Origin of the sequence: Alishewanella sp. WH16-1, assembly GCF_001441695.1 — a bacterium.
GTDB lineage: Bacteria > Pseudomonadota > Gammaproteobacteria > Enterobacterales > Alteromonadaceae > Alishewanella > Alishewanella agri.
Window position 1 is genome coordinate 85,605 of sequence record NZ_LCWL01000092.1, and the last position, 26,275, is coordinate 111,879.

20 protein-coding genes are annotated in these 26,275 nt (G+C 52.9%); 11 read left to right on the forward strand and 9 right to left on the reverse strand.

Translation table 11 applies throughout. The annotated features are described in order from the left end of the window. Positions 1-3,096, forward strand: a complete 3,096-nt coding sequence (locus AAY72_RS08480; RefSeq protein ID WP_057786800.1) for an efflux RND transporter permease subunit — start codon at positions 1-3, stop codon at positions 3,094-3,096. A 49-nt stretch (positions 3,097-3,145) separates the two neighbouring features. Here AAY72_RS08480 and AAY72_RS08485 read toward each other — a convergent pair whose 3' ends face one another. Continuing rightward, positions 3,146-3,763, reverse strand: a complete 618-nt coding sequence (locus tag AAY72_RS08485; RefSeq protein ID WP_057786802.1) for a TetR family transcriptional regulator — start codon at positions 3,761-3,763, stop codon at positions 3,146-3,148. Positions 3,764-3,849: 86 nt separating this feature from the next. Beyond that, positions 3,850-5,241, reverse strand: a complete 1,392-nt coding sequence (locus AAY72_RS08490; protein WP_008985385.1) for a Na+/H+ antiporter NhaC family protein — start codon at positions 5,239-5,241, stop codon at positions 3,850-3,852. Positions 5,242-5,451: 210 nt separating this feature from the next. Between AAY72_RS08490 and AAY72_RS08495 the strand changes: the two genes are divergently transcribed. Both AAY72_RS08495 and AAY72_RS08500 read left to right on the forward strand, forming a co-directional pair. Continuing rightward, positions 5,452-6,858 (forward strand): M14 family zinc carboxypeptidase, encoded by a 1,407-nt coding sequence (locus tag AAY72_RS08495; protein ID WP_057786803.1) that lies wholly within the window; start codon positions 5,452-5,454, stop codon positions 6,856-6,858. Positions 6,859-6,875: 17 nt separating this feature from the next. Continuing rightward, entirely contained in the window at positions 6,876-7,358 is a 483-nt protein-coding gene (locus AAY72_RS08500) for a copper resistance protein NlpE (protein WP_082628972.1), read from the forward strand. Here AAY72_RS08500 and AAY72_RS08505 read toward each other — a convergent pair whose 3' ends face one another. Genes AAY72_RS08505 through AAY72_RS08520 form a run of 4 tightly spaced genes read right to left on the reverse strand, consistent with a single transcriptional unit; the run spans position 7,359 to position 11,890 of the window. Further along, on the reverse strand, positions 7,359-8,513 hold the full coding sequence (locus tag AAY72_RS08505; protein ID WP_057786804.1) for an exo-beta-N-acetylmuramidase NamZ domain-containing protein: 1,155 nt from the start codon (positions 8,511-8,513) through the stop codon (positions 7,359-7,361). Beyond that, positions 8,510-9,430, reverse strand: a complete 921-nt coding sequence (murQ, locus tag AAY72_RS08510; protein WP_008985389.1) for an N-acetylmuramic acid 6-phosphate etherase — start codon at positions 9,428-9,430, stop codon at positions 8,510-8,512. Before murQ ends, AAY72_RS08505 begins: the two co-directional genes overlap by 4 nt. A gap of 7 nt (positions 9,431-9,437) precedes the next feature. Further along, entirely contained in the window at positions 9,438-10,304 is an 867-nt protein-coding gene (locus tag AAY72_RS08515; RefSeq protein WP_057786806.1) for a BadF/BadG/BcrA/BcrD ATPase family protein, read from the reverse strand. A gap of 11 nt (positions 10,305-10,315) precedes the next feature. Then, on the reverse strand, positions 10,316-11,890 hold the full coding sequence (locus AAY72_RS08520) for a sodium:solute symporter (RefSeq protein ID WP_008985391.1): 1,575 nt from the start codon (positions 11,888-11,890) through the stop codon (positions 10,316-10,318). 225 nt (positions 11,891-12,115) lie between these two features. Between AAY72_RS08520 and nagZ the strand changes: the two genes are divergently transcribed. Beyond that, positions 12,116-13,933, forward strand: coding sequence for a beta-N-acetylhexosaminidase (gene nagZ / locus AAY72_RS08525; protein ID WP_057786808.1), 1,818 nt, complete (start codon positions 12,116-12,118; stop codon positions 13,931-13,933). Next, positions 13,926-15,119, forward strand: a complete 1,194-nt coding sequence (locus AAY72_RS08530; protein WP_231728932.1) for an acyltransferase family protein — start codon at positions 13,926-13,928, stop codon at positions 15,117-15,119. Before nagZ ends, AAY72_RS08530 begins: the two co-directional genes overlap by 8 nt. Before the next feature lie 3 nt (positions 15,120-15,122). On the opposite strand, the gene AAY72_RS08535 is transcribed toward AAY72_RS08530, so the two are convergent. The 3 genes from AAY72_RS08535 to AAY72_RS08545 form a co-directional block, all read right to left on the reverse strand. Beyond that, positions 15,123-15,770 carry a cold shock and DUF1294 domain-containing protein gene (locus tag AAY72_RS08535; protein ID WP_057786810.1) on the reverse strand — a complete coding sequence of 216 codons (648 nt, stop codon included), beginning with the start codon at positions 15,768-15,770 and terminating at the stop codon, positions 15,123-15,125. A 55-nt stretch (positions 15,771-15,825) separates the two neighbouring features. Beyond that, positions 15,826-16,707: a carboxylating nicotinate-nucleotide diphosphorylase gene (nadC, locus tag AAY72_RS08540; RefSeq protein WP_082628973.1), complete on the reverse strand. Its 882-nt coding sequence runs from the start codon at positions 16,705-16,707 to the stop codon at positions 15,826-15,828. 88 nt (positions 16,708-16,795) lie between these two features. After that, positions 16,796-17,314 (reverse strand): TIGR02281 family clan AA aspartic protease, encoded by a 519-nt coding sequence (locus AAY72_RS08545; protein WP_057786811.1) that lies wholly within the window; start codon positions 17,312-17,314, stop codon positions 16,796-16,798. A gap of 68 nt (positions 17,315-17,382) precedes the next feature. Between AAY72_RS08545 and ampD the strand changes: the two genes are divergently transcribed. The 6 genes from ampD to lpdA all read left to right on the forward strand — a co-directional run bounded on the left by ampD (position 17,383) and on the right by lpdA (position 26,221). Next, positions 17,383-17,940: a 1,6-anhydro-N-acetylmuramyl-L-alanine amidase AmpD gene (ampD, locus tag AAY72_RS08550; RefSeq protein ID WP_057786813.1), complete on the forward strand. Its 558-nt coding sequence runs from the start codon at positions 17,383-17,385 to the stop codon at positions 17,938-17,940. Continuing rightward, positions 17,937-18,923 (forward strand): regulatory signaling modulator protein AmpE, encoded by a 987-nt coding sequence (gene ampE / locus AAY72_RS08555; protein ID WP_057786815.1) that lies wholly within the window; start codon positions 17,937-17,939, stop codon positions 18,921-18,923. Before ampD ends, ampE begins: the two co-directional genes overlap by 4 nt. Positions 18,924-19,232: 309 nt before the next feature. After that, entirely contained in the window at positions 19,233-19,991 is a 759-nt protein-coding gene (pdhR, locus tag AAY72_RS08560) for a pyruvate dehydrogenase complex transcriptional repressor PdhR (protein ID WP_008609336.1), read from the forward strand. Positions 19,992-20,039: 48 nt separating this feature from the next. Beyond that, the gene (gene aceE / locus AAY72_RS08565) at positions 20,040-22,706 is read left to right on the forward strand and encodes a pyruvate dehydrogenase (acetyl-transferring), homodimeric type (RefSeq protein ID WP_008985399.1); all 2,667 of its coding nucleotides are present in this window, start codon (positions 20,040-20,042) and stop codon (positions 22,704-22,706) included. Between the two features lie 11 nt (positions 22,707-22,717). Continuing rightward, positions 22,718-24,646 carry a pyruvate dehydrogenase complex dihydrolipoyllysine-residue acetyltransferase gene (gene aceF / locus AAY72_RS08570; protein WP_057786817.1) on the forward strand — a complete coding sequence of 643 codons (1,929 nt, stop codon included), beginning with the start codon at positions 22,718-22,720 and terminating at the stop codon, positions 24,644-24,646. 165 nt (positions 24,647-24,811) lie between these two features. Continuing rightward, the gene (lpdA, locus tag AAY72_RS08575; RefSeq protein WP_057786819.1) at positions 24,812-26,221 is read left to right on the forward strand and encodes a dihydrolipoyl dehydrogenase; all 1,410 of its coding nucleotides are present in this window, start codon (positions 24,812-24,814) and stop codon (positions 26,219-26,221) included. Positions 26,222-26,275 lie beyond the last annotated feature (54 nt).

The following is a 26,275-nucleotide window of genomic DNA, read 5'->3' on the forward strand; positions in this document are numbered from 1 at the left end:
ATGGCGAATTTCTTTATCAGCCGGCCGATTTTTGCCTGGGTTATCGCCATCGTTATTATGCTGGCCGGTGCCTTGTCGATTATGCAGCTGCCGGTAGAGCAATACCCGCGTATTGCACCGCCTGCGGTAACCATTTCTGCCAGCTATCCAGGTGCTTCGGCACAAACGGCTGAAGATGCGGTTACCCAGGTGATTGAGCAATCGATGACCGGTTTAGATAATCTGATGTATATGTCGGCGCAAAGTGATTCGTCTGGCAATATCAGTTTAACTCTGACCTTTGAAACCGGTACCAACGCCGATATCGCGCAGGTGCAGGTACAAAACAAGTTACAGCAGGCCATTCCGTTACTGCCACAGGAAGTACAGCAACAAGGGGTGCGGGTCGCTAAATCCAATGGTGCCTTCTTGATGGTAGTCGCCTTTATCTCGGCTGACGGCAGTTTAAGCCGCGATGATATTGCCGACTATGTGGTGGCGAACGTCCGCGATCCGCTCAGCCGTACCCCGGGCGTCGGTAATGTCACGGTATTTGGTAGCCAGTATGCGATGCGGATTTGGCTCGATGCTGCCAAATTAAACCAGTTTAATCTGACGCCGGCCGATGTTACGGCGGCGGTTAGGGTGCAGAATAATCAGGTCACCGCCGGTCAGTTAGGCGGCGCACCGGCATTGCCCGGTCAGCAGTTTAATGCACCGATACTGGCGCAAACCCGCTTAACCTCAGCCGAAGAATTTGCCGATATTCTGCTGCGGGTTAATGCCGACGGTTCCACCGTAAAATTGGGTGATGTAGCCCGGGTTGAGCTCGGTGGTGAAAACTATTCCATTATGGGCCGTTTTAACGGTCAGGAAGCAACCGGTATTGCGATAGAGTTAGCGACTGGTGCTAACGCTCTGGATACGGCAGCGGCCGTGCGGCAGCGGTTGGAAGAGTTAAAACCTTACTTTCCGGCAGGTCTGGCGACGGAAATTCCGTATGACACCACGCCCTTTGTCGAAATCTCGATTACCTCAGTGGTACAAACGCTGATTGAAGCGGTGATCCTGGTATTCCTGGTGATGTATCTGTTCTTGCAGAATTTCCGCGCGACCCTGATCCCAACCCTGGCAGTGCCAGTGGTGTTACTGGGTACCTTTGGCGTGATGGCTGCCTTTGGCTTTTCGATTAATACCCTGACGATGTTTGGTATGGTACTGGCCATAGGTTTATTGGTTGACGATGCAATCGTGGTGGTGGAAAACGTTGAGCGGGTAATGACCGAAGAAGGTTTGCCACCGGAGGAAGCAACCCGTAAGTCGATGGGGCAGATCACCGGTGCACTGATTGGTATAGGTCTGGTGTTGTCGGCTGTCTTTGTACCGATGGCATTCTTTGGTGGCGCGACCGGTGCCATCTATAAACAGTTCTCCATCACTATCGTGACAGCGATGGCGCTGTCGGTGCTGGTAGCATTAATTTTTACTCCAGCGCTATGTGCCACCATGTTGAAAGCCGGTCATGCACCATCTAACAAGGGCTTCTTCGGTTGGTTTAACCGTAACTTCGATCGCAGCAATAAAGGCTATCAGCGCGGTGTGGCTGCCATGTTAAAGCGGCCCGGCCGCTCCATGCTAGTGTACGGAGCTATTGTTGCCATTATGGCGGTGATGTTTATACGGCTGCCTACCTCGTTTCTGCCGGAAGAAGACCAGGGTATTTTCTTGTCGATCGTACAATTACCTGCTGGCGCCAGTTTAGAGCGCACTGAAGCGGTCATGGACAAAATCAGTGCCCACTATCAGCAGGATCCGGCCGTCATTTCAGCGTTCACCGTTAGTGGCTTTAGCTTCGCTGGCCGTGGGCAGAATGTCGGTTTGGCTTTTGTGCGGCTGAAAGATTGGTCAGAGCGTGGTCCGGAGGACAGCGTGCAGGCGGTGATTGGCCGGGCCTATGGTTTCTTTAGTACGATTAAAGAAGCGCAGGTATTTGCCTTTAACCTGCCACCTATTGCCGAACTGGGACGGGCAACCGGCTTTAACCTGTACCTGCAGGACCGTGGTGGCCTTGGCCATGAAGCCCTGCTTAACGCCCGTAATCAGTTATTGGGCATGGCGGCACAGGAACCGACATTAATGCAGGTGCGGCCCAATGGTATGGAAGATGCTGCTCAGCTAAAAATTGAGGTGGATCAGCTAAAAGCTCAGGCACTGGGGGTATCCTTAAGCGAAATTAACCAGACACTGGCCATTGGCTGGGGCTCGGCTTATATCAATGATTTCGTTGATCGCGGCCGGGTAAAAAAGGTTTATGTGCAGGCTGAACCGGAGTTCCGGATGACACCAGAAGATCTGAACAAATGGTATGTGCGCAATAATCGCGGCGAGATGGTGAATTTCAGCTCCTTTGCCAGCAGTCGCTGGGAATATGGGCCCTTGCGCTTAGAGCGCTATAACGGCGTAGGTGCGATGGAAATTCAGGGTGAGCCGGCGCCGGGCGTGAGCTCGGGTGATGCGATGGCGACGATGGAGCGTTTGGTCAGTCAGTTACCTGCCGGTATCGATTTTGAGTGGACGGCAACCTCATATCAGGAAAAGCTGTCCGGCTCGCAGGCGCCGGCGCTGTATGCACTGTCTATTTTGGTGGTCTTCCTCTGTCTGGCCGCACTGTATGAGAGCTGGTCGGTACCTTTTGCCGTGATCTTAGTGGTACCGCTGGGGATTTTCGGCGCCCTCTGTGCCGCCTATATGCGTGGCCTGGGTAATGATGTCTATTTCCAGGTGGGGTTGCTGACCACCATGGGGCTGGCATCGAAAAACGCCATTCTGATTGTCGAGTTTGCCCGCGAATTGCAGCAGCAGGGGCGCGAGTTAACTGCCGCCATTATCGAAGCGGTTCGTTTACGGCTACGACCGATTATTATGACGTCAATGGCATTCTCATTAGGGGTGTTGCCACTGGTGATCAGTAGCGGTGCCGGTTCGGCCAGCCGTAATGCGATTGGTACCGGGGTATTAGGCGGGATGATCTCGGCAACAGTACTGGCGGTGTTTTTAGTGCCAATTTTCTACTATGTGGTGATGCGGTTCTTTGCTGCGAAACCAAAAGTGGCGTAAGCCACTTTTGGTAAAGGTTGTACCTTTTGCCAGTCTGTTAACTCCGGTTTCAGACTGGCTTTTTTATACCGTTTAACATCAAATCAATATAGGCTGCGGCTTGCTGCAAATCGCAAAAATCAGGTTTCAGTAAGTATTTACGGATCAACCCCCCCAGATACGCATGAATAGCGCAGGCTGCCTGATCCGGCTCTACGCCAGCTTGCAGCGTACCGGCAGTGCGGGCACGTTGCAGGGCACGACTGATAATGTCATTGGCCGTTTTATCCAGTTCTTCCTGCCGCGAAACCGCCGGGTTAAGCTCGTCAATATATTCACAGCGCAAAAAGACAATCGACAGTACCCGGAAGTGCCGTTCACTGCTGGTGATCAGGGTTAAGGATTGGATCAGAAAATCCCGCAATTGCGCCAAAGGGTCGGCTTGCTGCTCGCTATCCAGCTGGCCGAGCATTTGCTGAAATGGCAGGCGGATCCGATCTAACATGGCGCTAAACAGCGCCGATTTGTTATCAAAATGCCAGTAGATGGCGCCCCGGGTGACCCCCGCCGCAACGGCAATTTTTTCCAACGTGGTGCGTGATACACCGTACTGAAAAAACATCTGCTCAGCTGCATCCAGGATCTGTTCTCGGGTCGCCTCGGCTTCTGCTTTCGTTTTTCGTGCCATCCGGGTTACCGGTTATTCAAGGTCTGGGCAGTGTAGCACGCTCTTGCAACTGACACTACGATCTGAAATACCACGCTAAGCCAGAGTTAAATCATCAAAAATCCGGTCAAGACAAAGGCCAGCAAGGCCAGAACGCCACAAAACAGCGCATAGGGCAGCTGAGTTTTCACATGCTCAAGCAGATCACAGCCGGCTGCGACCGAGCTGACCGCGGTACTGTCGGAGATCGGTGAACAGTGGTCGCCAAAAATACCACCGCTAAGGATGGCCGCCAGCACCAGTTGTGGCGGTAAGTCGAGTAGCGTCACCATCGGCATACCAATGGGTACCAGAATAGCAAAAGTACCCCAACTGGTACCGGTGGTAACAGAGATCAGCGAACCCGCCAAAAACAGCAGTGCCGGGATTAAAAAATGCGGCACGTTTTGATCGACGATGCCGGCAATCACGGCGCCGGTACCCAGCACTTTTAAGCTGGTGCCCAGCGCCATCGACAGCAGCACTATAGTCACCACCGGTAATAATTCCGAGATACCTTTAAAGCCAATATTGACCAGTTGCTGGTGCTGAAAACGCCGGCTAAACAGCATCATACTGTAGGCAACCAGACAAGCGAGTACAGTGGCATACAGCACGGATTTTGAACCTGATCCCTGCACCAGATTGCCGTTACCGGTCATCAACATAAAGGCAACCATCGAAAACACCAGTGTCAGTAGCGGTACCAGCATATAAGACGGATGGCTGGCCGGGGTATCAATTTCAGTATGATCAGCCAACCGGTTTTGCTGTTGTTCGGCACGGCGTAAGGGGCCATAGACCTTACCGCTAATAATGGTGTACAGCACCACGGCCAGTGTGAAGAGGGCATAGAAGTTCAGTGGAATGGTGCCGAGCAGCACCGACACTGCAGGTACGGATAATTCGTAGGTGCTAAGCAGTCCCAGCACATAAGCGCCCCAGCCATTAAGCAGAATAATAATGCATATCGGCGAACTGGTACTATCGATGATATAGGCCAGCCGCGCCCGGCTCATGCCAAATTTATCGAACAGACCGCGGGTACTGATGCCTTTAGTCAGCGAGCTTAAATTCGATTCAATAAAGGTAAAAAAGCTGATGCCAAAGGTTAGCAAGCCAGCCTGACGCCCGGTGCGGGCGACGCCTTTGCGGACCAGTAAATCGACCATGGCCGTCACGCCACCGGAGTAACGCAGATAGGCCAGTAAGCCCCCCACCAACAATGAGAACATCAGAATGCGGGCATTGCCGGCGTCGGCGGTGACCTCAATAATTCGCTCCAACGTCTGGATACTGCCGTTTAACAATAAACTAGCGCCCAGTCCCTGACCTTGCTGGATAAAGATCAATAATTCAGCGGTACAAAGCGATAACAATAACGCCAGGATCACTTCCTTGCGCCACAGTACGACAGCAATAGCGACTATTGCCGGTAACAGGGTGAGCCAGTCTGTCACGGGATTCTCCATTAGGTTCGGTCTGCCTTATTTGTCAGGGTGCTGAGCCGATAACAGGCTTGCCGCCGTAGCAATAGCAGTTTCTTCTGTTAAGATTTTATACAGGGGAAACGACAGCGCTGCAAGGCTTGTCGGAGTGACATTTTCTAGTGTCTTTACAACCTTTTGTATTTGTGTCTGAATAAGTATTGCAGCAGCAAGGGGTTTTTTATGAATAAATTTATACTAATCTTACTTTGGCTGGGGAGTATGATGTTGGCACAGGCAACGACCATAGAAAATTATCAACCCTACTTGCAGCCAGGCCTGGATAAAGCACGGCTGCAACTTGCCGATATTGAGCCCTTAATTAAACAGTATGCGGCGGATCCGGCACTCAAGGTAACCGAGTTAGGGCGCTCGGTGGAAAATCGCCCTATCTATCTGCTGCAACTGGGACAAGGCGAGAAGCGCGTGCTGGCCTGGTCACAAATGCACGGTGATGAACATACCGCGACAGCGGCCCTATTCGACTTTCTTAACTACACGTTAGCGCCTGAGCAGCAAGCCTGGCGCGAGCAGTGGTTCTCTGAGATTACGCTTTATATCGTGCCGATGTTAAACCCGGATGGTGCTGCCCGTAATAGCCGGGTTAATGCCCAGGGCATAGATATCAATCGGGATGCGCTGGCGCTGCAAAGCCCGGAGGGCCGTCTGCTGATGCAACTGGCACGTCGAATTCAGCCGCACTATGGTTTTAATCTTCATGATCAAAACCGCTATCACGCCGCCGGTGATGCACCCAATCCCGCGACCATATCCTTACTGGCACCTGCTTATAATGCTGAGCGGGACATTAATGACAGCCGCCGCCGGGCGATGCAGCTGATCGCGCACGTTAAACCCTGGCTCGATCGGCAGATCCCTGACCATCTTGGCCGTTACAACGATACCTGGTCACCACGTTCTTTTGGCGATACCTTTGCCGGTATGGGTATTAGCACGGTATTGGTCGAAGCCGGTGGCCATCGCAATGATGACAATCGTCAGGTCGCCAGACGCCTGAACTTTCAACTCTATGTTGCCTGGATCAATGCCATTGTCAGCGGCAGTTATCGTGACGCCGCGCTGAGTGATTACGAGGCGATTCCGTTTAATAACAGTGGCGGTTTAAAAGATCTGATCTTAAACAAGCTGCAAGTCAGGGTGGCGGATACTGAGGCGACGCTGGATATCGGCATCAACTTTCATACCGAAGGCGACCGCTATGCGCGGATCCACGAGTTGGGCGATCTGAGCGGGTATGGTGCTTATCATCAGTTTGATGTCAGCGGCTTGCGCTATCAACAGGGGCGGGCTTATTCGTTAAGTGAACCGCTACTACTGGATGACCAGCGCTACCAGCAGTTGTTACGGCTCGGTTATACCCACTTTAGTGGTGACGCCAAGTTGTTGCAGCGCCAGACTAATCTGCCGGTACTGGTTAATCCGCTGCGCCCGACGCAGAGTTCGCCGCAACTACGCCAAGGTGCCACCTTTTTACTGGTGAATGCTCAGGGCGAGGTGATTCAGGTGCTGTTAAACGGCCAGCTGCTAGACTTAGCCAAGTTAGAGGTACTTAATCCTCTGGGAACTTGAGACATAAGGAACTGATGATGTTAAAACGCGCCCTTTATCTACCATTATTTGTCGCCACGACTGCGATGTTGTTAAGTGGCTGTTCGCCTGAGCCAGCAGGCAACGCCCAGCAAGCTTCGACCAGTACCGCAGCGGCAATGAGCAGTAATAGCCGCAATGCCCTGGATTGGGCCGGCACCTATCAGGGAGTATTGCCTTGCGCCAGTTGTGAGGGTATTAAAACCACTATTACGCTGACGGCAGACGGCCAGTATCAACTGCAAAGTATTTATCTGGGTGAAGAGCCGGCTAATCAATTTGACGAAAGCGGCAGCTTTAGCTGGGATGACAGTGGTGGGAAAATCCGGCTCAACTCAGAGAGCAATGAAGCGCGTTGGTTTCGGGTTGAAGAAAATGCGTTACGGCAGCTGGATTTAGAGGCGGAACTGATTAGCGGTGAGCTGGCAGAGCATTACCGGCTGGCAAAAGTCAGCGCTGAGGTAGCGGCCAGGCTCCCCTGATTATTCCGGATAAAGCAAGTACGGCTGGCGCTGCTGTTTAAACCGCTGCAGCGCCCCTTGCCAGCTATCGCGGATTTGTTGCTCGCTGTCACCGCGCTCGATTTGTAACCTAAGCTTATCGGTGCCAGCCAGCTTATCCATAAAATCGGGTGCGGTGAATAATACCTTGGCATGGCTGGCAAACAGTTGCTGCCAGCGCATCAGATACGCCAACGTCAGGCCATCTGTCGCCACCTGGCGTAAGTCTTCACCATAGAGTTGCTTATCTTTTAACGGTGGATTTAATGCTGCCCCCGGTGTGCTTACCGGTATAAAGCTAAATTCACCCGTTGCAAACTGATCATAACCCAGCACCTGAAACGGGAAGGGCGTACCGCGCCCCACCGACATGGGCGTGGCTTCAAAAAAGCCCAGTGACGGATACAACTTTATGGCCTGGCTGTTAGGTAAATTCGGGCTGGGCGGAATGGGCAGCTCATAGGGTAGATCGCGCTGGTAATTGGCATTTGGGATCACGGTCAGTTGCAGCTTATCAGCATTGGCAATCCAGGCTTCGCCTTTAATCATTAGTGCCAGCTCGCCCACTGTCATGCCATGCAGCAGCGGAATGGGGTGCATACCAACAAAAGACTGAAATTTTAACTCCAGTACCGGGCCATCCAGATAAGCACCATTTGGATTAGGCCGATCCAATACCAGCATCGCAACACCTGCGGCAGCGGCGGCCTCCATCATATAGTGCATCGAGCTGATATAGGTGTAATAGCGCACTCCGACATCCTGAATATCGAAGATCACCACATCCAATTGTTGCAGCAAACTCAGATCGGGCTTTTTACTGGCGCCATACATCGACCAGATCGGCAGACCGGTACGGGCATCCCGGCTATCTTCGACTTTAGCGCCGGCATCGGCATCGCCACGAAAGCCATGTTCCGGTGCAAAGATGCCAACCACCTGCACTTGTTGCTGCAACAGGAAATCGACCAGATGTTGCTCACCGACGCGCGAGGTCTGATTAACCAGTAAACCCACTTTCTTACCGGCTAACAGCGGTAAATAACGTTCAGGTTGCTCCGCTCCGGTGAGGATCGGATCTCTGGCCGCCAGTAACGGCGCCATGATAAGCAGTAGTAGCGTCAGTAGCCATTTCATAACATTGCCTCCAATGCCAGACGGACAAAACCTCCCTGCGCCGCCAGTTGCGCCTGACATGTCGCTACCGGCTGCCCGCTTAACAGATGCAGAATGGCCAGTTTAGCGCTTTGCTGGCACTGCGCCAGCGCCTGTTCGGCCGTCTGTTGATCGCAGTCTGTGGCCTGCATCACAATCCGGATGGCGCGGGCCACCAATTTCTGGTTACTGGCATGCAAGTCGACCATCAAATTCTGATAGACCTTACCACTGCGTACCATGGCGCCGGTGCTCAGCATATTCAGAATCATTTTTTGCGCTGAGCCGGCTTTCATCCGGGTTGAGCCGGTGACCACTTCCGGTCCCACTTCGGCACAAATCGCAATATCGGCCTGCTCCAGAATCGGCGCGCTGGCATTACAGCTAATGGCCACGGTGACGGCACCTTGTTGCCGCGCGTACGCCAGACCACCTAACACATAAGGCGTGCGACCACTGGCGGCGATACCGACCAGAATATCTCTGGCACTAAAGCCGATGGCCTGTAAGTCCTGCTCCGCTAACTGTGGATTATCTTCAGCGCCTTCTACCGCTTTATAGATTGCATTGGCACCACCGGCAATCAGGCCCATGACCTGGGTATCCGGTACGCTGTAAGTCGGTGGACATTCCACCGCATCCAGGATCCCGAGCCGGCCGCTGGTGCCGGCTCCCAGATAAATTAAACGCCCGCCGTTGGCGAAGGCTTTAACAATTTCATCAATCGCCAGCGCAATTTGGGGCAGAGCAGGCGTAATACTATTGGCAACTTGCTGATCAGCCTGATTAATTAATTGCACCAGCTCCAGGCTGTTTAGCCGGTCAAGCTGTAAACTGGCGGCGTTACGCGCTTCGGTACTCAGGCTGGCCAATTGTTGTAGTAATGCGGTAGTACTCATAGGGTCCTCAAATTTTTGTGCCGTTGGCCAGCGCTTGCGCTAACACCAGGCCGCCCGACAGCGCATCGCCCGCCGCCGGTTGAATACGTTGTTGTAGTTCAGCTGTCAGATAAGGGCGGCAGGCCTCAGCTAAGCCACCCAACAGTACCAGCGGTAACGGCTGCCCGGCGAGGCAACAAGCCACCAGCTCGTTGATGGCGGTAGCCTGACGTTGTAACAGCTGTAAGGCGGTTGGATCAGCAGCATGTTGATAAACTAACGGCGCCAGCGCCGCAAAGTCGCTGGCCGTGGCCTGCTTAAGCCAGGGTAAAAGCGCAGCAGCATCGCGACCACATTGTGTGGCAACGGCGACCAAGAGCGGGGTTAGCGGCTTTTGCCAATCCAGATACCATAGTAACTGCCGCACTAACTCGCGTCCCAGCCAGGCGCCACCGCCTTCATCACCAATATTAAAACCCCAGCCGCCGACTTGTTGCTCAGTTCCATCTGCCTGCAGCCGCATACCGACTGAGCCGGTACCAATAGCGACTACGGCGACGGGCTGGCCGTGATTGGCCCCATATAAAGAGGTACGCGCATCTGTTGTCAGCTGCCAGCGGGCAAAGGGTAATGCTAACTGTTGACTAAAAGCTTGGTGCAAAACCGGATTACCGGCGCCGGCCAGACCGATCACCGCGCTCAGTTGATGCGGAGCAATGACGGCTTGCTGGCAGAGGTCCTGAATCAAGGCGCGCACATTTAGCAGGGCCTGCTGCAAGTCGTTAGTTAACTGCGCCGGGCCGTTCACGGCTTGCCAGCGTTGACCTGTCGGCTGGTGATACAGCACCGCCGCCGTTTTGGTTCCGCCACCATCGATGGCCAGAAGGTATGACATAACGCTTCCTCTTACCCGCCATGGGCGGGGGTGCCTGGCACCGGCCTGGCCGGGGCACCACTAACACAGACTAAAAAGGCAATCAGACTACCCAGACAAAGCTGCCAGGTAAAGCCAAGATCCAGCGCCGCCAGCGTTGGGCTGATTTTTTGTAGTACATAAGGTTGCAGCAGCAAGGTGATGACAAAACCCGTGAGCAATGCCGCTGTCACGCTACGGCTGTTGCCGCGCCGGGTAAAGAGCGCGGTAAAGAACACACCCAGCAAGCCGCTATAGGAGAACACCATCACACTCAGAGCAAAGGCCAGCAGTGGCATATCGGAATACTGTTGCCAGTAGTAGCAGAGAATCGCCATCAGCGCTAATGCTATAGCGGTGCCTAACATCGCCAGTTGGCCGGCCCGCACAAAATGCCGCTCGCTGGTTGCCGGCTGCCGTTTGCGCCGCCAGGGGGCATAGAGATCCGCCACCAGCACCGACGCCATAGAATTCAGACCTGAGGTAATGGTTGATAACGCTGCCGCGATCACACCCACCACCACCAAGCCACGCAGGCCAGAGGGCAGTTCGTTTAATACATAGTACATAAAGACCGTGACCTTCTCGCCCTGAAAGCTATCGGCTAACAGCGCACTGCCCTGATACAAATCGCCGCGTTGGTAAAAGATGTAGAGCAAAAAGCCAATTACAATAAACACCAGCATTACCGGAATCACCAGTAATGCCGAAGATAGCAGTGCTTTGGCGCCTTCCCGTGGTGTTTTGCAGGTCAGCACCCGCTGCGTCATATCCTGATCCATACCAAAGGCGGCGATATTCAGCAGTACAAAGCCGGTTAGTGCCGACCAGATATTAAAGACGCCGTTACTGCTAAAATCGACCGAAAAGTCCAACAGCAATAATTTCGACCCGTCTTGATCAATCGGATGGCGTAATGCTTCCAGCAATACTGGCCACGGCAGGTTTAAACTACTGTACAGATACACCAGCACCACCAGTGCGGCAGTAACATAGACCGCACACTGCAGCGCATCGGTATAGATCACCGAGCGGATGCCGCCGGCCATGGTACTTAACAAACCAATCACGGCTAACAGTAGCACCGACAGAATGATGCCATCGGCGTTGATATGATTAAACAGCAACATTGAAACAGCGAGGGCTGCCATAAAGAGCCGGGCGCCACTGGCAAAAACCCGGCCAAACAGATACATCTGACCAGCATGGTTTTTGGCACTGGCGCTAAAGCGCTGCTCCAGCAGTTCGTAGACGGTGGTGACTTTCAGGGCGTAATAGCGCGGGATTAAAAACCGGATCACAAAAAACGCGGCCAGTATCGCGCCAAGATTAGAGGCCAGATAACTCAGATTGCCACGAAACCCCATATCGGGCCCGCCAAGAAAGGTGGCCGCAGACTGAGAGGTCGCCAGCACTGAGATCGCGACTAAGGCTGCCGGCATAGTATTAGCGCCAAGAAAGTAGTCGCTGCTGTTACTGGCGCGCTTTTGATTAACCCACCAGGCAAGCAGGGCCAGGATAAAAAAATAGCTGCAAAAGACCAGCCAATCTACTAAGGTGAGCTGCATAAGCCGGTTCCGAATCAGGTAAACTGCGCGGCATCAGATGCCGGCTGTTATTTTAAGCAGCAGTAAAGCATAACTCGAATTGGTTGAACAGACTAAACTATTCTTGTTTGCGAAATTTCTATGAATAATTTATGTTTGCCATGGCCACAAAATCAGCAAAAGGACCAGGGTGTGTCACAACGCAAAAGATCTGCCATCTGCGGATGGCTCGGGAGTGTAATCGTCATGTGTAGTATGGCAGCCTCTGGCTTGGTTACTGCCGCCGCCAGTAAAACAACGCCCTCATTACAGCAGGTGCTGGGACAGAAGTTAATGCTGGATCTGCGCTACTACTGTGAGCAGCCGGTAGCGCCAGGTGCCTGCCGCACCCCCTTAACGCAATTGCCACCGGCGCTGGCAGAGCTAATTAGCAAACATCATATTGGTGGGGTGATCCTGTTTGCAGAAAACCTGCAGCATCCAGAGCAGATCGTGACGCTGAATCAGCAGTTACAACAGGCTGCTGCTGCCCAGGGTACGGGCTTGCCACTATTTATTGGTATCGATCAGGAAGGTGGTCGGGTTGCCCGGCTACCGCGCCAGCAATCAACCTCCTTTAGCGGCAATATGGCGATTGGTGCCACCTTTGCTGAGCATGGTAACCGTTTCGCCACCGAAGTTGGCGAAATTATGGCGAAAGAGCTGCTGAGCCTGGGAATCAATGTTAATTTTGCCCCGACGGTCGACGTGAACGTGAATCCGCAAAATCCGGTGATTAATGTGCGATCCTTCGGTGAGGATCCGCAGCAGGTCGCCCTGCTGGGTAAGGCGATGACTGAGGCGATGCAGCAGCAGGGTATGCTGGTGTCGCTAAAACATTTCCCTGGCCATGGCGACACCCATGTAGATAGTCACCTTGGCATGCCGCGGGTTGATCACAGTAAAGAGCAGATCGCCCGTGTCGATTTATTGCCGTTTGCGCAAATTATTGAGCAGGCCGCGCCGGCGATGATTATGACGGCGCATATTCAGTTTCCGGCATTAGACAGTAGCACCTTTAGCAGCAAAACCGGTGAACAGATGATCAAGCCTGCGACCTTATCGCGCAGTATTCTGACCGGTGTGCTGCGCGAGCAGCTGAAGTTCCGTGGCCTGATTGTTACTGATGCACTGGACATGGCGGGGATCAGCCATTTCTTTACTGTGCCGCAGGCGGTGATTGAAACCTTTGCTGCTGGCGCTGACATTGCGCTGATGCCGGTTAAGCTGCAAAGCCCGGCTGAGCTGGCAAATTTGGCGGCGTTGCTGAACGAGCTGGAAGCTGCAGTACAAAGCGGTAAATTACAACAGCAGGAACTGCTGGCATCCTACCAACGTATCGTTGCCGCCAAGCAGCGTTTAAAGGAACTGCCCAAAGCTGATACAACTCTGGCGCAAAGTGTGCTGGCGAATCCATTGCATCGCGCCAGTGAATTGGCGTTGGCACGCGCTGCGGTCACGGTAGTAAAAGGTGAGGCCAGCTTGCCGCTGACGGTAAACCATAAAACTACTGTGCTGCTGATGCCTGACCTGAGCAAAGGCACCTTGCTAAAAAACTACCTGCAGCAGCTGGCACCGGAGGCCGGCAAGATTGAACTGATTAGCCTGCAACGGCTGGACCTGGATCTTGCCAAGCGGCAAATTGCCGCGGCTGATCAGGTAATCGCTGGCTTTATCTCGCCAATGCAGTCGTTAGCGGAAATCGGTGGCATGGATGACTTATCCGGCATTCGCAATCTCGGTGAAGCCTATCAACAACAGCAGCAGTATTTTTTACAACTACTGCAATACGGTGCCGCGCTGAAAAAGCCGCAAACCTTCGTCAGCCTGCGCTCGCCTTATGAAATTAGCCTGTATGCCCCTTATGTCGAGCGGGCACTGGCGACCTATGCCTACCATGGCTGGCAGGATGAAACAGGTAACTGGGTTAGCCCGGTGTATCAGGCATTGGCCGAGGTGTTATTAGGCCAGAGTAAAGCAACCGGCCGCTTACCGGTGACCCTGGTTGAGGCGCCTGGTGCTTAGCCCGTTGCGTCAGCATTGCCAGAGTATTTTAGCCAAGCAACCGGCCAACCGCATGCTGGCGCTGGATGCGCTGCGCGGGCTGGCGATCCTGGCGATGATCCTGGTGAATAACCCGGGCAGCTGGCAGTATGTCTATCCGCCGCTGTTACATGCCGAATGGCATGGCTGGACGCCCACCGATCTGATTTTCCCGGCCTTTCTGGTGATGGTGGGGATGGCGATCCCCTACAGCCTGGCTGGCCGGCAGACGCTACCTAAAGCTGAGCAGATCCGTCAGGGTGCCATTCGCGCTTTGAAGCTGTATCTGCTGGGGCTGTTTCTGGTGCTGTTTTACTATAATTTCCGCGATCCTAATTACAGCTACCTGCAACAGAAACTGCTGACAGTGCGCTGGTCCGGCGTATTACAACGCATTGGTATTGTCTATTTTTGTACTTTAGTGATTGTGCTGTACAGCGGTACCCGTGGCCGTGTGCTGTGGTTAAGCGGGTTATGCCTGTTTTATTTTTTGCTGATGCAGTTTGTGCCCTACCGCGATAACTACGGCCATACCTTTGTTGGCTTGTGGGAGCATGGCAATAATCTGGCGGCCTGGCTCGATCACCATGTGCTGGGTCCAAACCATGTGTTCTTTCGTAGCGCCACCCCCTTTGCCTTTGACCCTGAAGGGATTTTAAGCACCCTGCCGGCCATTGCCAGCTGTTTGAGCGGGGTATTAATGGCGCAGCTGCTACAGAGTAAGGCGGAGCTGGCATTTAAGCTGCGGGTATTATTTTTAGCGGGTTTAGCGGCAATCTGGGTTGCTGAGCTGGCACATCCGGCCTTGCCAATTAATAAGATGCTGTGGACGCCAACCTTTGTGCTGCTAAGTAGTGGCTTCACTGCGCTAATCCTTGGGTTGTTTTTGTGGCTCACAGAAATGAAACGTTACCGGCTCTGGACGGCCCCGCTGCTGGTATTTGGCGTTAATGCTATTTTATTTTTTATGCTGGCCGGAGTGGCAGCGCGGGTGTTATCAATGGTGCCGGTTGCCGGCACTACGTTGGGAAACTGGCTGTACCGCAGTACTTTCCAGCCACTGTTTGGTGACTATAACGGCTCCTTAGCCTACGCCATCTGCTTTTTGCTGTTGTCTTATATCGGCATGCTTTACTGCTATCGTCGCGGCTGGATTTTTAAGGTGTAGCAGCTAACTGAATAAGGCCAGCCGGCTTAAAAACTGTTGACCATGCTGGGATAGCAGCCAGATTAACAGTAGGCAATTACCCAGTACCACTAACCAGAATTCCCGCTGAAATAATGGCTTACTGCGTTTATGCGCCAGTTTTTTCTGCGCCACCAGCGCGCCGGGCCAACCACCAATCAGACTAAACATTTGCAGACTTTCTTCCGGCAGGCGTTGAGTTTGCCGGGCAACAGCGGCATTTTTATCGGCCTGATACAACCAGTAGGTAAAGAGGCTGGCTTCCAGATACAAGATAGGTAACAGGTAGGGCAAGGTGCCGAACAGCAGCGCAATAATCACCAGCATCAAAAAGGCAGCACGAAAATACAGCGCCATATCCTGGGTATAATCCAAATCGACATTACTAAGTTGCGGCAAAGGTTGTTGCCGGGCCGCCGGGTTGGCGCTCAGGATGCTCAGCGCAGTGGCGATAGGCCGCCCCTGTTTGTCGGTGCCAAGACTAAACTGTAGCTCATCGCCTTCGGCCGGGCGGCTTTTACTATCGGTAAAATCCCGGATATGAAAAAACAGCTTCTGCTCAGTTTGCTGACACAGCAAAAAGCCGAAGCCCTTTTTATCCTGCCAGAATACTACCTTACCCGTCAGCTGCATCTGCCACACTCCCGGTGCACCCAAGGTTTAAGTGTAGCAGAGCGCGGGCGCATTCTTAGCCTCTTTGCTGCAAGCGCATCGATAAATCGATGGCCTGGACATGTTTGGTCAGAGCGCCACTGGAGATAAAATCGACGCCGGTTGCTGCCAGTTCGCCTAGCCGCTCACTGGTAATATTGCCTGATACTTCCAGCTTGGCCCGACCCTGATTTAGCAGTACTGCCTGGCGGATTTCCGGCGTCGAGAAATTATCCAGCATAATAATATCGGCGCCGGCAGTCAGTGCCTGTTTCAGCTCGTCCAGGTTTTCCACTTCCACCTCGACCGGCTTGCCGGGGAAATTTTGCCGCGCTTGTTGCACCGCCTGGCTGATTGAGCCGGCCGCTGCGATATGATTTTCTTTGATTAAAAAAGCATCAAATAGGCCAAAACGATGATTCAGGCCACCGCCACAGCTGACAGCATATTTCTGGGCAAAGCGTAAGCCGGGCAGGGTTTTACGGGTATCCAGCAGCCGGGTGTTGCTGCCTTCTAGGTAGCGCACATAATGGGCGGTGGTGGTAGCTGTGCCGCTTAATAGTTGCAGAAAATTCAGTGCGGTACGCTCGCCGGTAAGCAGTGCTCTTGCCGGTCCTTGCAAGGTACAGATCAGACTATTCGCGCTTAAGCGATCGCCATCAGTGGCGTGCCACTGAATACTGACCTGATTACCCAGCTGCAGAAAGACTTCATTAACAAAGCCGCTGCCGCACAGCACACAGTCTTCGCGAGTGATTATGGTTGCAACGGCTTGCTGGGTCGCAGGGATCAGCGAGGCGGTAATATCGCCAAGCTCGGCGTTTTGCTGGCCAAGATCTTCAGCCAGGGCGGCAGTAACAGCGCGGCGCAGTTCGTCGGCTAACAAAGGGTGCTGAAAAGGGCTTACAGAGCTACTCATGGTGATGGTCACTATCCGGTTTAAAAAGGGTATACAACGCCAAAGCTGAATGCGCCTTGAACAAGGTGACTTGAGCAAGGCGACACGGCTACAAAGGTTGGATCAGGGTTAGTTGATTACCTTGCTGGCGAAATTCTAACTGTTTTAGGGCACTCATACCTAACAAAATCTCAGTTCCGCCTAAATTGGGCACTATGCTGGCCGGGACCTGATACAACACTATATCGCCAAGCTGTAACTCGGCAATTTCACTGCGCCAGGCGTTACTGACGCCATTGGCAGTGGCGACCCGAATTGGCTGACCCTTTTGCATGCCAAGTAAGGCCGCACTGCGCTCTGAGACTGCAACTGTGGTCGCGCCGGTATCCAGTAAAAACTCGGCGCGCTGACCGTTAATTAGCGCTACGCCGAGATAATGGCCAGCACGATTGCGGGTTAGCTGGGTAATAATTTCGCCATTACTGCGGCTGCTTTGCAGTTGCTGATTCGGGTTTTGTTGCTTGCCCAGATAATCCTGGAAGAACCAGAACAGCACAACCAGCAGCACTATCCAGGCCAGGATATGAAAGATCCGACCAAAGGAAGAACTGACTTCAGGTGCTTGCATAAAAGATCCCCAGCATCGACAATAGGCCTACAGTGTACTAAGACCAGAGCGCGACGGCAAAATTCCCGATGATTGCAGCCAAGCCACCGCTGATCCTTCGCCCCAGTGCGCATTTTGATGAGCGACCTGACCCCACCGATATCAGTTTACTGGTGATCCACAATATCAGTTTACCCGCCGGTGAATTTGCGGCCCGCCCGGAGCAGAGTTATGTCGATGCGCTATTTTGCGGCCAGTTGGATTGCAGCGCCCATCCGAGTTTTAGTGATTTAGCCAACCTCAGAGTGGCGGCGCATTGTGTGATTTGGCGCGATGGTCAAATCTTCCAGTATGTGCCGTTCGAAAAACGCGCCTGGCATGCCGGTGTCAGCCAGTTTGCCGGTCGCGAACGCTGTAATGACTTTTCGATCGGTATTGAGTTAGAGGGCACCGACAATATACCCTATACTGAACAACAATATAGCAGCTTGCTTCAGCTAAGCCGTTATGTGTTGGCGCAGTACCCTGCCATCACCGCGGAGCGGATTGTTGGCCATTGCGATATCGCGCCCGGTCGCAAAACTGACCCTGGCCCGGCTTTTGATTGGGCCCGCTATAAAACGGCGCTAAAGGAGAACAAGGCATGACCCTGATAAGTATGTTATTGGCATTAATTATTGAGCGGCTGGCAGTGCGTAGCGACGCCTGGCAAGCCCGCCCTTATTGCCAGGCGTATCTGAAACTGACCGCAGGTTCCGGCCTGACTAAACTGGCTGAGCATCAGCTTGGCCGTTATCTTTGGATCCTGTTACCCGGCTTACTGGTCGCATTACTGCTGCACCTGCTGGATAACCGTTTACTGACACTGGTGGTGAATACGCTAGTGTTACTGGTGGGGATTGGTTGCTGGCATTACCGGCAGCTGTATAAGCAGTATTTAAATGCGCAGGAACGCGGTGATGAAGAAGCCGCTTATCTGGCGATGCAGCAGATCCGCCACGATAGCCGAAGCGATATCGATAGCAGTAACGGTTTAACCCTGGTGTGGTTGAATTTCCGCTATTACGCTGCCGTGGTGTTCTGGTTCCTGGTGTTAGGCGCTTTTGGCGTGATTACCTATGCCTTATTACGGCATCTGAATGAGCAAACCCAAACCGGTGCTGAACCGGTCGCTGCCAGCAGTGATACTTTTGCCGCCACTGATGATGCGCTGGCAGAGACTGAAACCGGTGCCGCCAGCACAGCAGATGCGGTGACGGTTGATGAGCCTGTTGTCTTTGCCGAAACCGCAGCCGATACGCCTGACAGCAGCGCAGCAGTTGCGAAAAAAGATGCCTTAAGTTGCATGCTGCACTGGGCGGACTGGTTCCCGGCACGGTTATTTGGTTTGGGTTTTGCGCTGGTGGGGCATTTCTCGCGCGCCTCGAATGCCTTGCTTGGCTATTTCCTGGATTTTACTGCCAGCAACGAACAGGTGGTAAAGGATGTGGCGCGTGCCGCTGAACCTTTACCGGAAGAAGCACTGAATGGTATTGAAGATACCAGCAGCATGGTGCAGTTATCTAAACGTAATATGCTGTTCTTCCTGGCCTTTACCGCGATTTTAACGTTAACCGGTTGGTTGGGTTAAAACAGGCCGCGGGAATTTTCTCATACTAAGGCGCCGTTTGGCGCCTTATTTCTTGCTCATAACAAGGCATAGTAAACATCTTGCTCAATTGGTCAGACCAATTTATTTCAGTATTGAAACATTTGTCAATTATTGAGTAATTACTCTAACGAAATCGGGCTTGCCAGCCCCGAAAAATTCTGCTTTATTTACAAGCTGTGCAGAAAATGCTAGCCTGCTGCCCAAATGTTGAAAATTGGTAAGACCAATTTACCGGGCGCGAAATTGCAGCTAGCCTGGCGAGCAAATAAAGGATCTCTGCCACCCATTATGGCTGATTTAAAAATTAAGCCTGCCAAATTATCCGATCAGATAGTGGCGCAGCTGGAACATTTACTACTGGAGGGCAGCTTTAAGCCCGGCCAGAAGCTACCTTCAGAGCGCGAGCTGGCTGAGCGCTTTGCGGTATCGCGTCCATCGCTGCGGGAAGCTATTCAAAAGCTGGAAGCCAAGGGCCTGGTCAACCGGCGCCAGGGCGGTGGCACTTACGTTTGCGACAATATGGTCAAACAGCTGACTGATCCGCTGTTTATGCTGCTGGCGCAATATCCGGACTCGCAGTTCGACTTTCTGGAATTTCGCCACGCACTGGAAGGTATTTGCGCCTATTACGCGGCGCTGCGTGGTACTGAAGCCGATCATAAAAAGATTAAAGCCTCGTATGAGGATATCTGCCTGCAGCAGCAGTTGCAGGACAGTGATGCCGAAGCCAAAGCCGTGACCCAGTTTTATCTGGCGGTGGCGGAGGCGTCACACAATATCGTGTTGTTACATCTGGTCAGAAGTCTAACACCGCTGACCGAACAGAATATCCGCTTAAACTTAGCCGCCTTGCAACAGCGTGACGGCTACGCCGACAAATTAAATGAGCATCGGCGCCGGTTAATGCAGGCGGTAATTAGCAGGGAGCCCGAATTGGCCCGTCAGGCCAGTAACGGGCATTTAGCTTATATAGAAGAAGCTTTGCTGGAAGTGAGCAAAGAGCGCTCCCGTATTGAGCGCTCGTTGCGACGGTCGCAGCAGGCATAATTATTTTTGCAGCACGCCTCGGCGTGATTAACCAAAGGAAACCTCGATATGTCTGAAGTCAGTAAGGTTGACATCGACGCTCTGGAAACCAAAGAGTGGCTGGAAGCGTTGGAGTCGGTGGTGCGTACCGAAGGGGTAGAGCGGGCGCAGTTTTTGCTGGAGCAGGTACTGGAGCAGGCCCGGCTGGAAGGCGTCGATATGCCGACCGGTGTCACCACCAACTACATCAATACTATTCCACCGCAACAAGAGCCGGCCTATCCGGGCGATGTGAACCTGGAGCGGCGTATTCGCTCGGTGATCCGCTGGAACGCCATTATGATCGTGCTGCGTGGCTCGAAAAAAGATCTGGAACTGGGTGGCCATATGGCGTCGTTCCAGTCTTCTGCCGCCTTTTATGAAACCTGTTTTAACCACTTCTTCCGCGCGCCGAACGAAAAAGACGGCGGCGACTTGGTGTACTATCAGGGTCATATTTCACCGGGTATCTATGCCCGTGCCTTTGTTGAAGGCCGTTTAACCGCCGAGCAGCTGGATAACTTCCGTCAGGAAGTGGATGGCAAGGGCCTGTCGAGCTACCCGCACCCGAAACTGATGCCGGAATTCTGGCAATTTCCGACCGTATCGATGGGTTTAGGCCCAATTACCGCCATTTATCAGGCGCGGTTCTTAAAGTACTTAAATGGTCGTGGTTTAAAAGACACCAGCGCACAGCGCGTTTATGCCTTCCTCGGTGACGGTGAGATGGACGAGCCGGAATCACGCGGCGCCATTTCGTTTGCGGCCCGTGAAAAACTGGGCAACCTGTGCTTCCTGGTTAACTGTAACCTGCAGCGCCTGGATGGCCCGGTAATGGGTAACGGCAAGATTATCCAGGAGCTGGAAGGGTTATTCCGCGGCGCCGGCTGGAACGTGATCAAAGTGGTGTGGGGCCGTGGTTGGGACAAGCTGCTGGCCAAGGATACTACCGGTAAGTTACTGCAGCTGATGAATGAAACAGTAGACGGTGACTACCAGACTTACAAAGCCAAAGATGGCGCCTATGTACGCGAGCATTTCTTTGGCCGTTACCCGGAAACGGCGGCACTGGTTGCCGACATGACCGACGAAGAGATCTTCGCCTTAAAACGCGGCGGTCATGAGCCATCGAAGCTGTATGCGGCCTTTAAAGCAGCCCAGGCCTGCACCGATAAGCCAACGGTTATTCTGGCGAAAACCGTTAAAGGTTACGGCATGGGTGACGCCGCCGAAGGTAAAAACATTGCGCACCAGGTCAAGAAAATGGACCTGACGCATGTTAAACAGCTGCGTACCCGCCTGGGTCTAGAAGACTATATCAGCGAAGAGCAGGTTGCCGATTTACCTTATATCAAGCTGCCGGAAGGCTCGCCGGAACTGCAATACCTGCACGATCGCCGTAAAGCCTTACATGGCTATACGCCGGTGCGGTTACCGAAGTTCAGCGAAACCCTGACACTGCCAGAGCTGTCGGCCTTTGATTCGCTGCTGGAAGAGCAAAAGCGCGAAATTTCCACTACGCTGGCTTATGTGCGGGCGCTGAATATCCTGCTGAAAGATCAGCATATTGGTCAGCGTATCGTGCCGATTATTGCCGACGAAGCCCGTACCTTTGGTATGGAAGGTTTATTCCGTCAGATTGGTATCTATAACCCGCACGGTCAGAACTATACGCCGGAAGACCGCTCAGTAGTGTCTTACTACAAAGAAGATACCGCGGGTCAGGTACTGCAAGAGGGTATCAATGAGCTGGGTGCCATGTCGTCCTGGGTAGCGGCGGCAACGTCTTACAGCACCAATGATCTGCCGATGATCCCGTTTTATATCTACTATTCGATGTTCGGCTTCCAGCGCGTTGGCGATATGGCCTGGCTGGCCGGTGATCAGCAGGCGCGTGGTTTCCTGTTAGGTGCCACTGCCGGTCGTACTACGCTAAACGGTGAAGGCTTACAGCACGAAGATGGTCACAGCCATATTCTGGCCGGTACAGTACCGAACTGTATTTCTTATGATCCGACCTATGCTTACGAGCTGGCGGTGATTCTGCAAGACGGTATCCGTCGCATGTATGGCCCGGAGCAGGAAAATATCTATTACTACATTACCGTAATGAACGAAAGCTACCATCATCCGGCGATGCCAAAAGGCGCCGAAGAGGGCATTCGCAAGGGTATCTACAAGCTGGAGTCGTACAACGGTGGGCGCGGGAAGGTGCAGTTACTGGGCTCAGGTACCATCCTGAACGAAGTGCGTAAAGCGGCCGACATTCTGAGTAAAGACTACGATGTTGCCTCAGATGTGTACTCTGTGACTTCCTTTAACGAGCTGGCGCGCGATGGTCAGGATTGCGAGCGTTTCAATATGCTGCATCCGGAAGCGGCCGAGAAGGTGCCATTTGTGGCGCAGGTGCTGAACAAGGCGCCGGCGATTGCAGCCACCGACTATATGAAAAACTACGCCGAACAGATCCGTGCCTTTATTCCGGCCAATAGCTACAAGGTACTGGGTACCGACGGTTACGGTCGCTCAGATAGCCGCGAAAACCTGCGCCGCCATTTTGAAGTTAACGCCGGCTATATCGTGGTAGCAGCGCTAAACGAACTGGCGAAGCAAGGCGAGCTGAAAAAAGCGGTAGTGGCCGAAGCGATTAAGAAATTTGGCATTGACGCCGACAAAACCAACCCGCTGTACGCATAAGAGGATTTGTCATGACGATTGAAATTAAAGTACCAGATATTGGTACCGATGAAGTAGAAGTGACCGAGATCCTGGTAAAGGTGGGTGACGTTGTTGCTGCCGACCAGTCGCTGTTAAGCGTAGAAGGTGACAAGGCTTCAATGGAAGTACCCGCTGCCGTTGCCGGCACAGTGCAGGAAATTAAGGTTAAGGTAGGCGATAAAGTTAAAACCGGTAGCCTGATTATGGTCTTTGCCGGTGCCGAAGCCAAAACCGAAGCCAAGGCTGCGCCAGCGCCAGCCGCCCCGGCACCCGCAGCAGCGGCCAGCGCCGAGGTTAAAAGTGCAGAAGTAAAAGAAGTACAGGTTCCGGATATCGGTGGTGATGAAGTGGAAGTCACCGAGATTATGGTTAAGGTTGGCGATAGCGTCACGGCCGATCAGTCACTGCTTAGCGTCGAAGGTGACAAGGCCTCGATGGAAGTGCCAGCGCCGTTCGCCGGGGTGGTAAAAGAAATCAAAGTACAGGCCGGCAGCAAGGTGAAAACCGGCAGCCTGATTATGCTGTTTGAAGTTGCCGGCAGCGGCAAAGCACCGGCCGCTGCGGCTCCAGTCAGTGCTCCGGCTGCGGCTGCGCCGGCTGCTGCCAGCACAGAGCAAAAAGACGTTAAGGTACCTGATATCGGTGGTGACGAAGTCGAAGTCACCGAAATTATGGTCAAGGTTGGCGATACCGTTGCGGCCGATCAGTCACTGCTTAGCGTTGAAGGCGACAAGGCCTCGATGGAAGTGCCAGCACCGTTCGCCGGTGTGGTAAAAGAAATCAAGGTGCAAACCGGTAGCAAGGTGAAAACCGGCAGCCTGATTATGGTGTTCGAAGTGGCCGGCGCCACCAAAGCGGCCGCGCCTGCCGCTGCCAGTGTAGCTGCTACCACTGCTACCGCGCCAACGGCTAGCGCCAGCCCAGCGGCTGCGCCAACAACAACGGCAGCGGCTGATGGCTTTGTGGCCAATAGTGCCTATGCCCATGCTTCGCCGGTGATCCGCCGCTTAGCGCGCGAGTTTGGCATTAACCTGGCCAAGGTAACAGGTACTGGCCGTAAAGGCCGCGTCGTGAAAGAAGACGTGCAGAACTACGTGAAGCAATTAGTGAAGCAGGTAGAAAGCGGTGCGGCACCGGCTGCTGCCTCAGCCTCTACCGGTGGTAACAATATGGGCTTTGACTTACTGGCCTGGCCAAAAGTCGATTTTGCCAAGTTTGGTGCCGTAGAAGAGAAACCGCTGTCACGGATCCAGAAAATCTCTGGTGCCAATCTGCATCGCAACTGGGTACGCATTCCGCATGTCACCCAGTTTGACGAAGCCGATATCACTGGCCTGGAAGACTTCCGCAAAGAGCAGAATGCGCTGGCGGATAAGAAAAAGATGGGCGTTAAATACACCCCGCTGGTCTTTATTATGAAAGCGGTGGCCAAGGCGCTGGAAGAGTTCCCAACCTTTAACAGTTCTTTATCAGAAGATGGCGCCAGCCTGATCCTGAAAAAGTATGTGCATTTAGGCATTGCCGTTGATACGCCAAATGGCTTGGTGGTGCCGGTGGTACGGGATGTTAACAAAAAAGGCATTATCGAATTATCCCGCGAGCTGCAGGACATTTCGGTGAAGGCGCGCGAAGGTAAACTGACGGCCAGCGATATGCAGGGCGGCTGCTTTACTATCTCCAGCCTGGGTGGCATTGGCGGTACCGCCTTTACCCCTATCGTTAACGCGCCGGAAGTGGCCATTTTGGGTGTCTCTAAATCCGACATCAAACCAAAATGGAATGGCAAAGAGTTTGAGCCTAAGCTGATGCTGCCATTATCGGTATCCTACGACCATAGGGTAATTGACGGTGCTCTGGCGGCGCGCTTTACTGCCACCTTAGCCAGTTATCTGGCCGATATCCGGCAAATTATTATGTAAAAAAGCCATTACGCCACGAAAAGTGGCGTAATTTTCACTCAGCCATGCAATCTATGGTTACAGAGCGGCGGCTCTGATGTTAAAATTCCGCCAATTTTTTCGCCTGACAGCCCTTGCCCTACACTTGGCTGTTGGAAAAATTTACTGATGATAAAAGGTAAAATGATGAGCAACGAAATCAAAACCCAAGTGGTAGTGCTGGGCGCAGGCCCTGGCGGTTACTCTGCAGCCTTCCGTGCCGCAGACTTAGGCTTAGAAGTAACACTGGTTGAAGCACGCAGCACCTTAGGTGGCGTGTGCTTAAACGTGGGTTGTATCCCATCTAAAGCACTGCTGCACGTTGCAAAAGTGATCGATGATGCCAAAGAAATGGCCTCACACGGCGTGACCTTTGGCGCACCGGAAATTGATTTAGATAAAATCCGTGCCTGGAAAGACAAGGTCATTGGTCAGCTGACCAACGGCCTGGGCGGCATGGCGAAAATGCGCAAAGTGAAGGTAGTTAACGGCTACGGTAAATTTACCGGCGCGAACACCTTACAGGTTGGCGATACTACCATTACGTTTGAACACGCTATTATCGCAGCCGGTTCAGAGCCAGTGGCGCTGCCATTTATTCCAAAAGATGACCGCGTAATCGACTCTACCGGCGCGCTGGAATTAAAAGATATCCCAGGCGAAATGCTGGTATTAGGTGGCGGTATTATCGGCCTGGAAATGGGTACCGTATACCGTGCGTTGGGTTCTAAAGTATCAGTAGTAGAATTTGCTGATCAGTTAGTACCAGCCGCTGATGCCGATATCGTTAAAGCCTACACCAAGTACAACAGCAAAAACTTCAACATTATGCTGTCGACCAAGGTAACAGCAGTAGAAGCCAAGAAAGATGGTTTATATGTGACGTTTGAAGGCAAAAACGCCCCGGCTAACCCAGTGCGTTACGACAAGATCTTAGTTGCGGTTGGCCGTAAGCCAAACGGTAACCTGTTAGACGCGGCGAAAGCCGGTGTTAACGTCGATGAGCGTGGCTTTATCAATGTTGATAAGCAACTGCGCACCAACGTGCCACACATCTATGCTATCGGTGACGTGATCGGTCAGCCAATGTTAGCGCACAAAGCGGTACACGAAGGCCATGTAGCGGCTGAAGTGATCTCTGGCTTAAAGCACTTCTTCGATCCACGCTGCATTCCATCAGTCGCCTATACCGATCCGGAAATGGCTTGGGTAGGTGTAACTGAGAAAGAAGCAAAAGAGCAAGGCTTAAAAGTAGAAACCGCTACCTTCCCATGGGCAGCCTCTGGCCGCGCTATTGCTTCAGCCCGTACTGAAGGCTTCACTAAGTTAATCTTCGACAAAGAAACTCACCGTATTTTAGGTGGCGCCATTGTTGGTATTAACGCCGGTGAAATGCTGGGGGAAATCTGTTTAGCAGTAGAAATGGGTGCCGACGCCGAAGATATCGCGTTAACCATCCACGCTCACCCAACGCTAAACGAGTCTATCGGTTTAGCAGCAGAGATCTACGAAGGTTCAATCACCGACCTGCCAAATCCAAAAGCGAAGAAGAAGTAAGCTTCTTTTTGCAAAAATAAAAAAGGCCGCATCTGCGTAATGCCGGTCAGTTAA

Coding starts and splice junctions, on each gene's coding strand:
- AAY72_RS08480 (WP_057786800.1), top strand. CDS start 1: ATGGCGAATTTCTTTATCAGCCGGCCGATTTTTGCCTGGGTTATCGCC.
- AAY72_RS08485 (WP_057786802.1), bottom strand. CDS start 3,763: ATGGCACGAAAAACGAAAGCAGAAGCCGAGGCGACCCGAGAACAGATC.
- AAY72_RS08495 (WP_057786803.1), top strand. CDS start 5,452: ATGAATAAATTTATACTAATCTTACTTTGGCTGGGGAGTATGATGTTG.
- AAY72_RS08500 (WP_082628972.1), top strand. CDS start 6,876: ATGTTAAAACGCGCCCTTTATCTACCATTATTTGTCGCCACGACTGCG.
- AAY72_RS08505 (WP_057786804.1), bottom strand. CDS start 8,513: ATGAAATGGCTACTGACGCTACTACTGCTTATCATGGCGCCGTTACTG.
- murQ (WP_008985389.1), bottom strand. CDS start 9,430: ATGAGTACTACCGCATTACTACAACAATTGGCCAGCCTGAGTACCGAA.
- AAY72_RS08515 (WP_057786806.1), bottom strand. CDS start 10,304: ATGTCATACCTTCTGGCCATCGATGGTGGCGGAACCAAAACGGCGGCG.
- AAY72_RS08520 (WP_008985391.1), bottom strand. CDS start 11,890: ATGCAGCTCACCTTAGTAGATTGGCTGGTCTTTTGCAGCTATTTTTTT.
- nagZ (WP_057786808.1), top strand. CDS start 12,116: ATGTGTAGTATGGCAGCCTCTGGCTTGGTTACTGCCGCCGCCAGTAAA.
- AAY72_RS08535 (WP_057786810.1), bottom strand. CDS start 15,770: ATGCAGCTGACGGGTAAGGTAGTATTCTGGCAGGATAAAAAGGGCTTC.
- nadC (WP_082628973.1), bottom strand. CDS start 16,707: ATGAGTAGCTCTGTAAGCCCTTTTCAGCACCCTTTGTTAGCCGACGAA.
- AAY72_RS08545 (WP_057786811.1), bottom strand. CDS start 17,314: ATGCAAGCACCTGAAGTCAGTTCTTCCTTTGGTCGGATCTTTCATATC.
- ampD (WP_057786813.1), top strand. CDS start 17,383: ATGATTGCAGCCAAGCCACCGCTGATCCTTCGCCCCAGTGCGCATTTT.
- ampE (WP_057786815.1), top strand. CDS start 17,937: ATGACCCTGATAAGTATGTTATTGGCATTAATTATTGAGCGGCTGGCA.
- pdhR (WP_008609336.1), top strand. CDS start 19,233: ATGGCTGATTTAAAAATTAAGCCTGCCAAATTATCCGATCAGATAGTG.
- aceE (WP_008985399.1), top strand. CDS start 20,040: ATGTCTGAAGTCAGTAAGGTTGACATCGACGCTCTGGAAACCAAAGAG.
- aceF (WP_057786817.1), top strand. CDS start 22,718: ATGACGATTGAAATTAAAGTACCAGATATTGGTACCGATGAAGTAGAA.
- lpdA (WP_057786819.1), top strand. CDS start 24,812: ATGAGCAACGAAATCAAAACCCAAGTGGTAGTGCTGGGCGCAGGCCCT.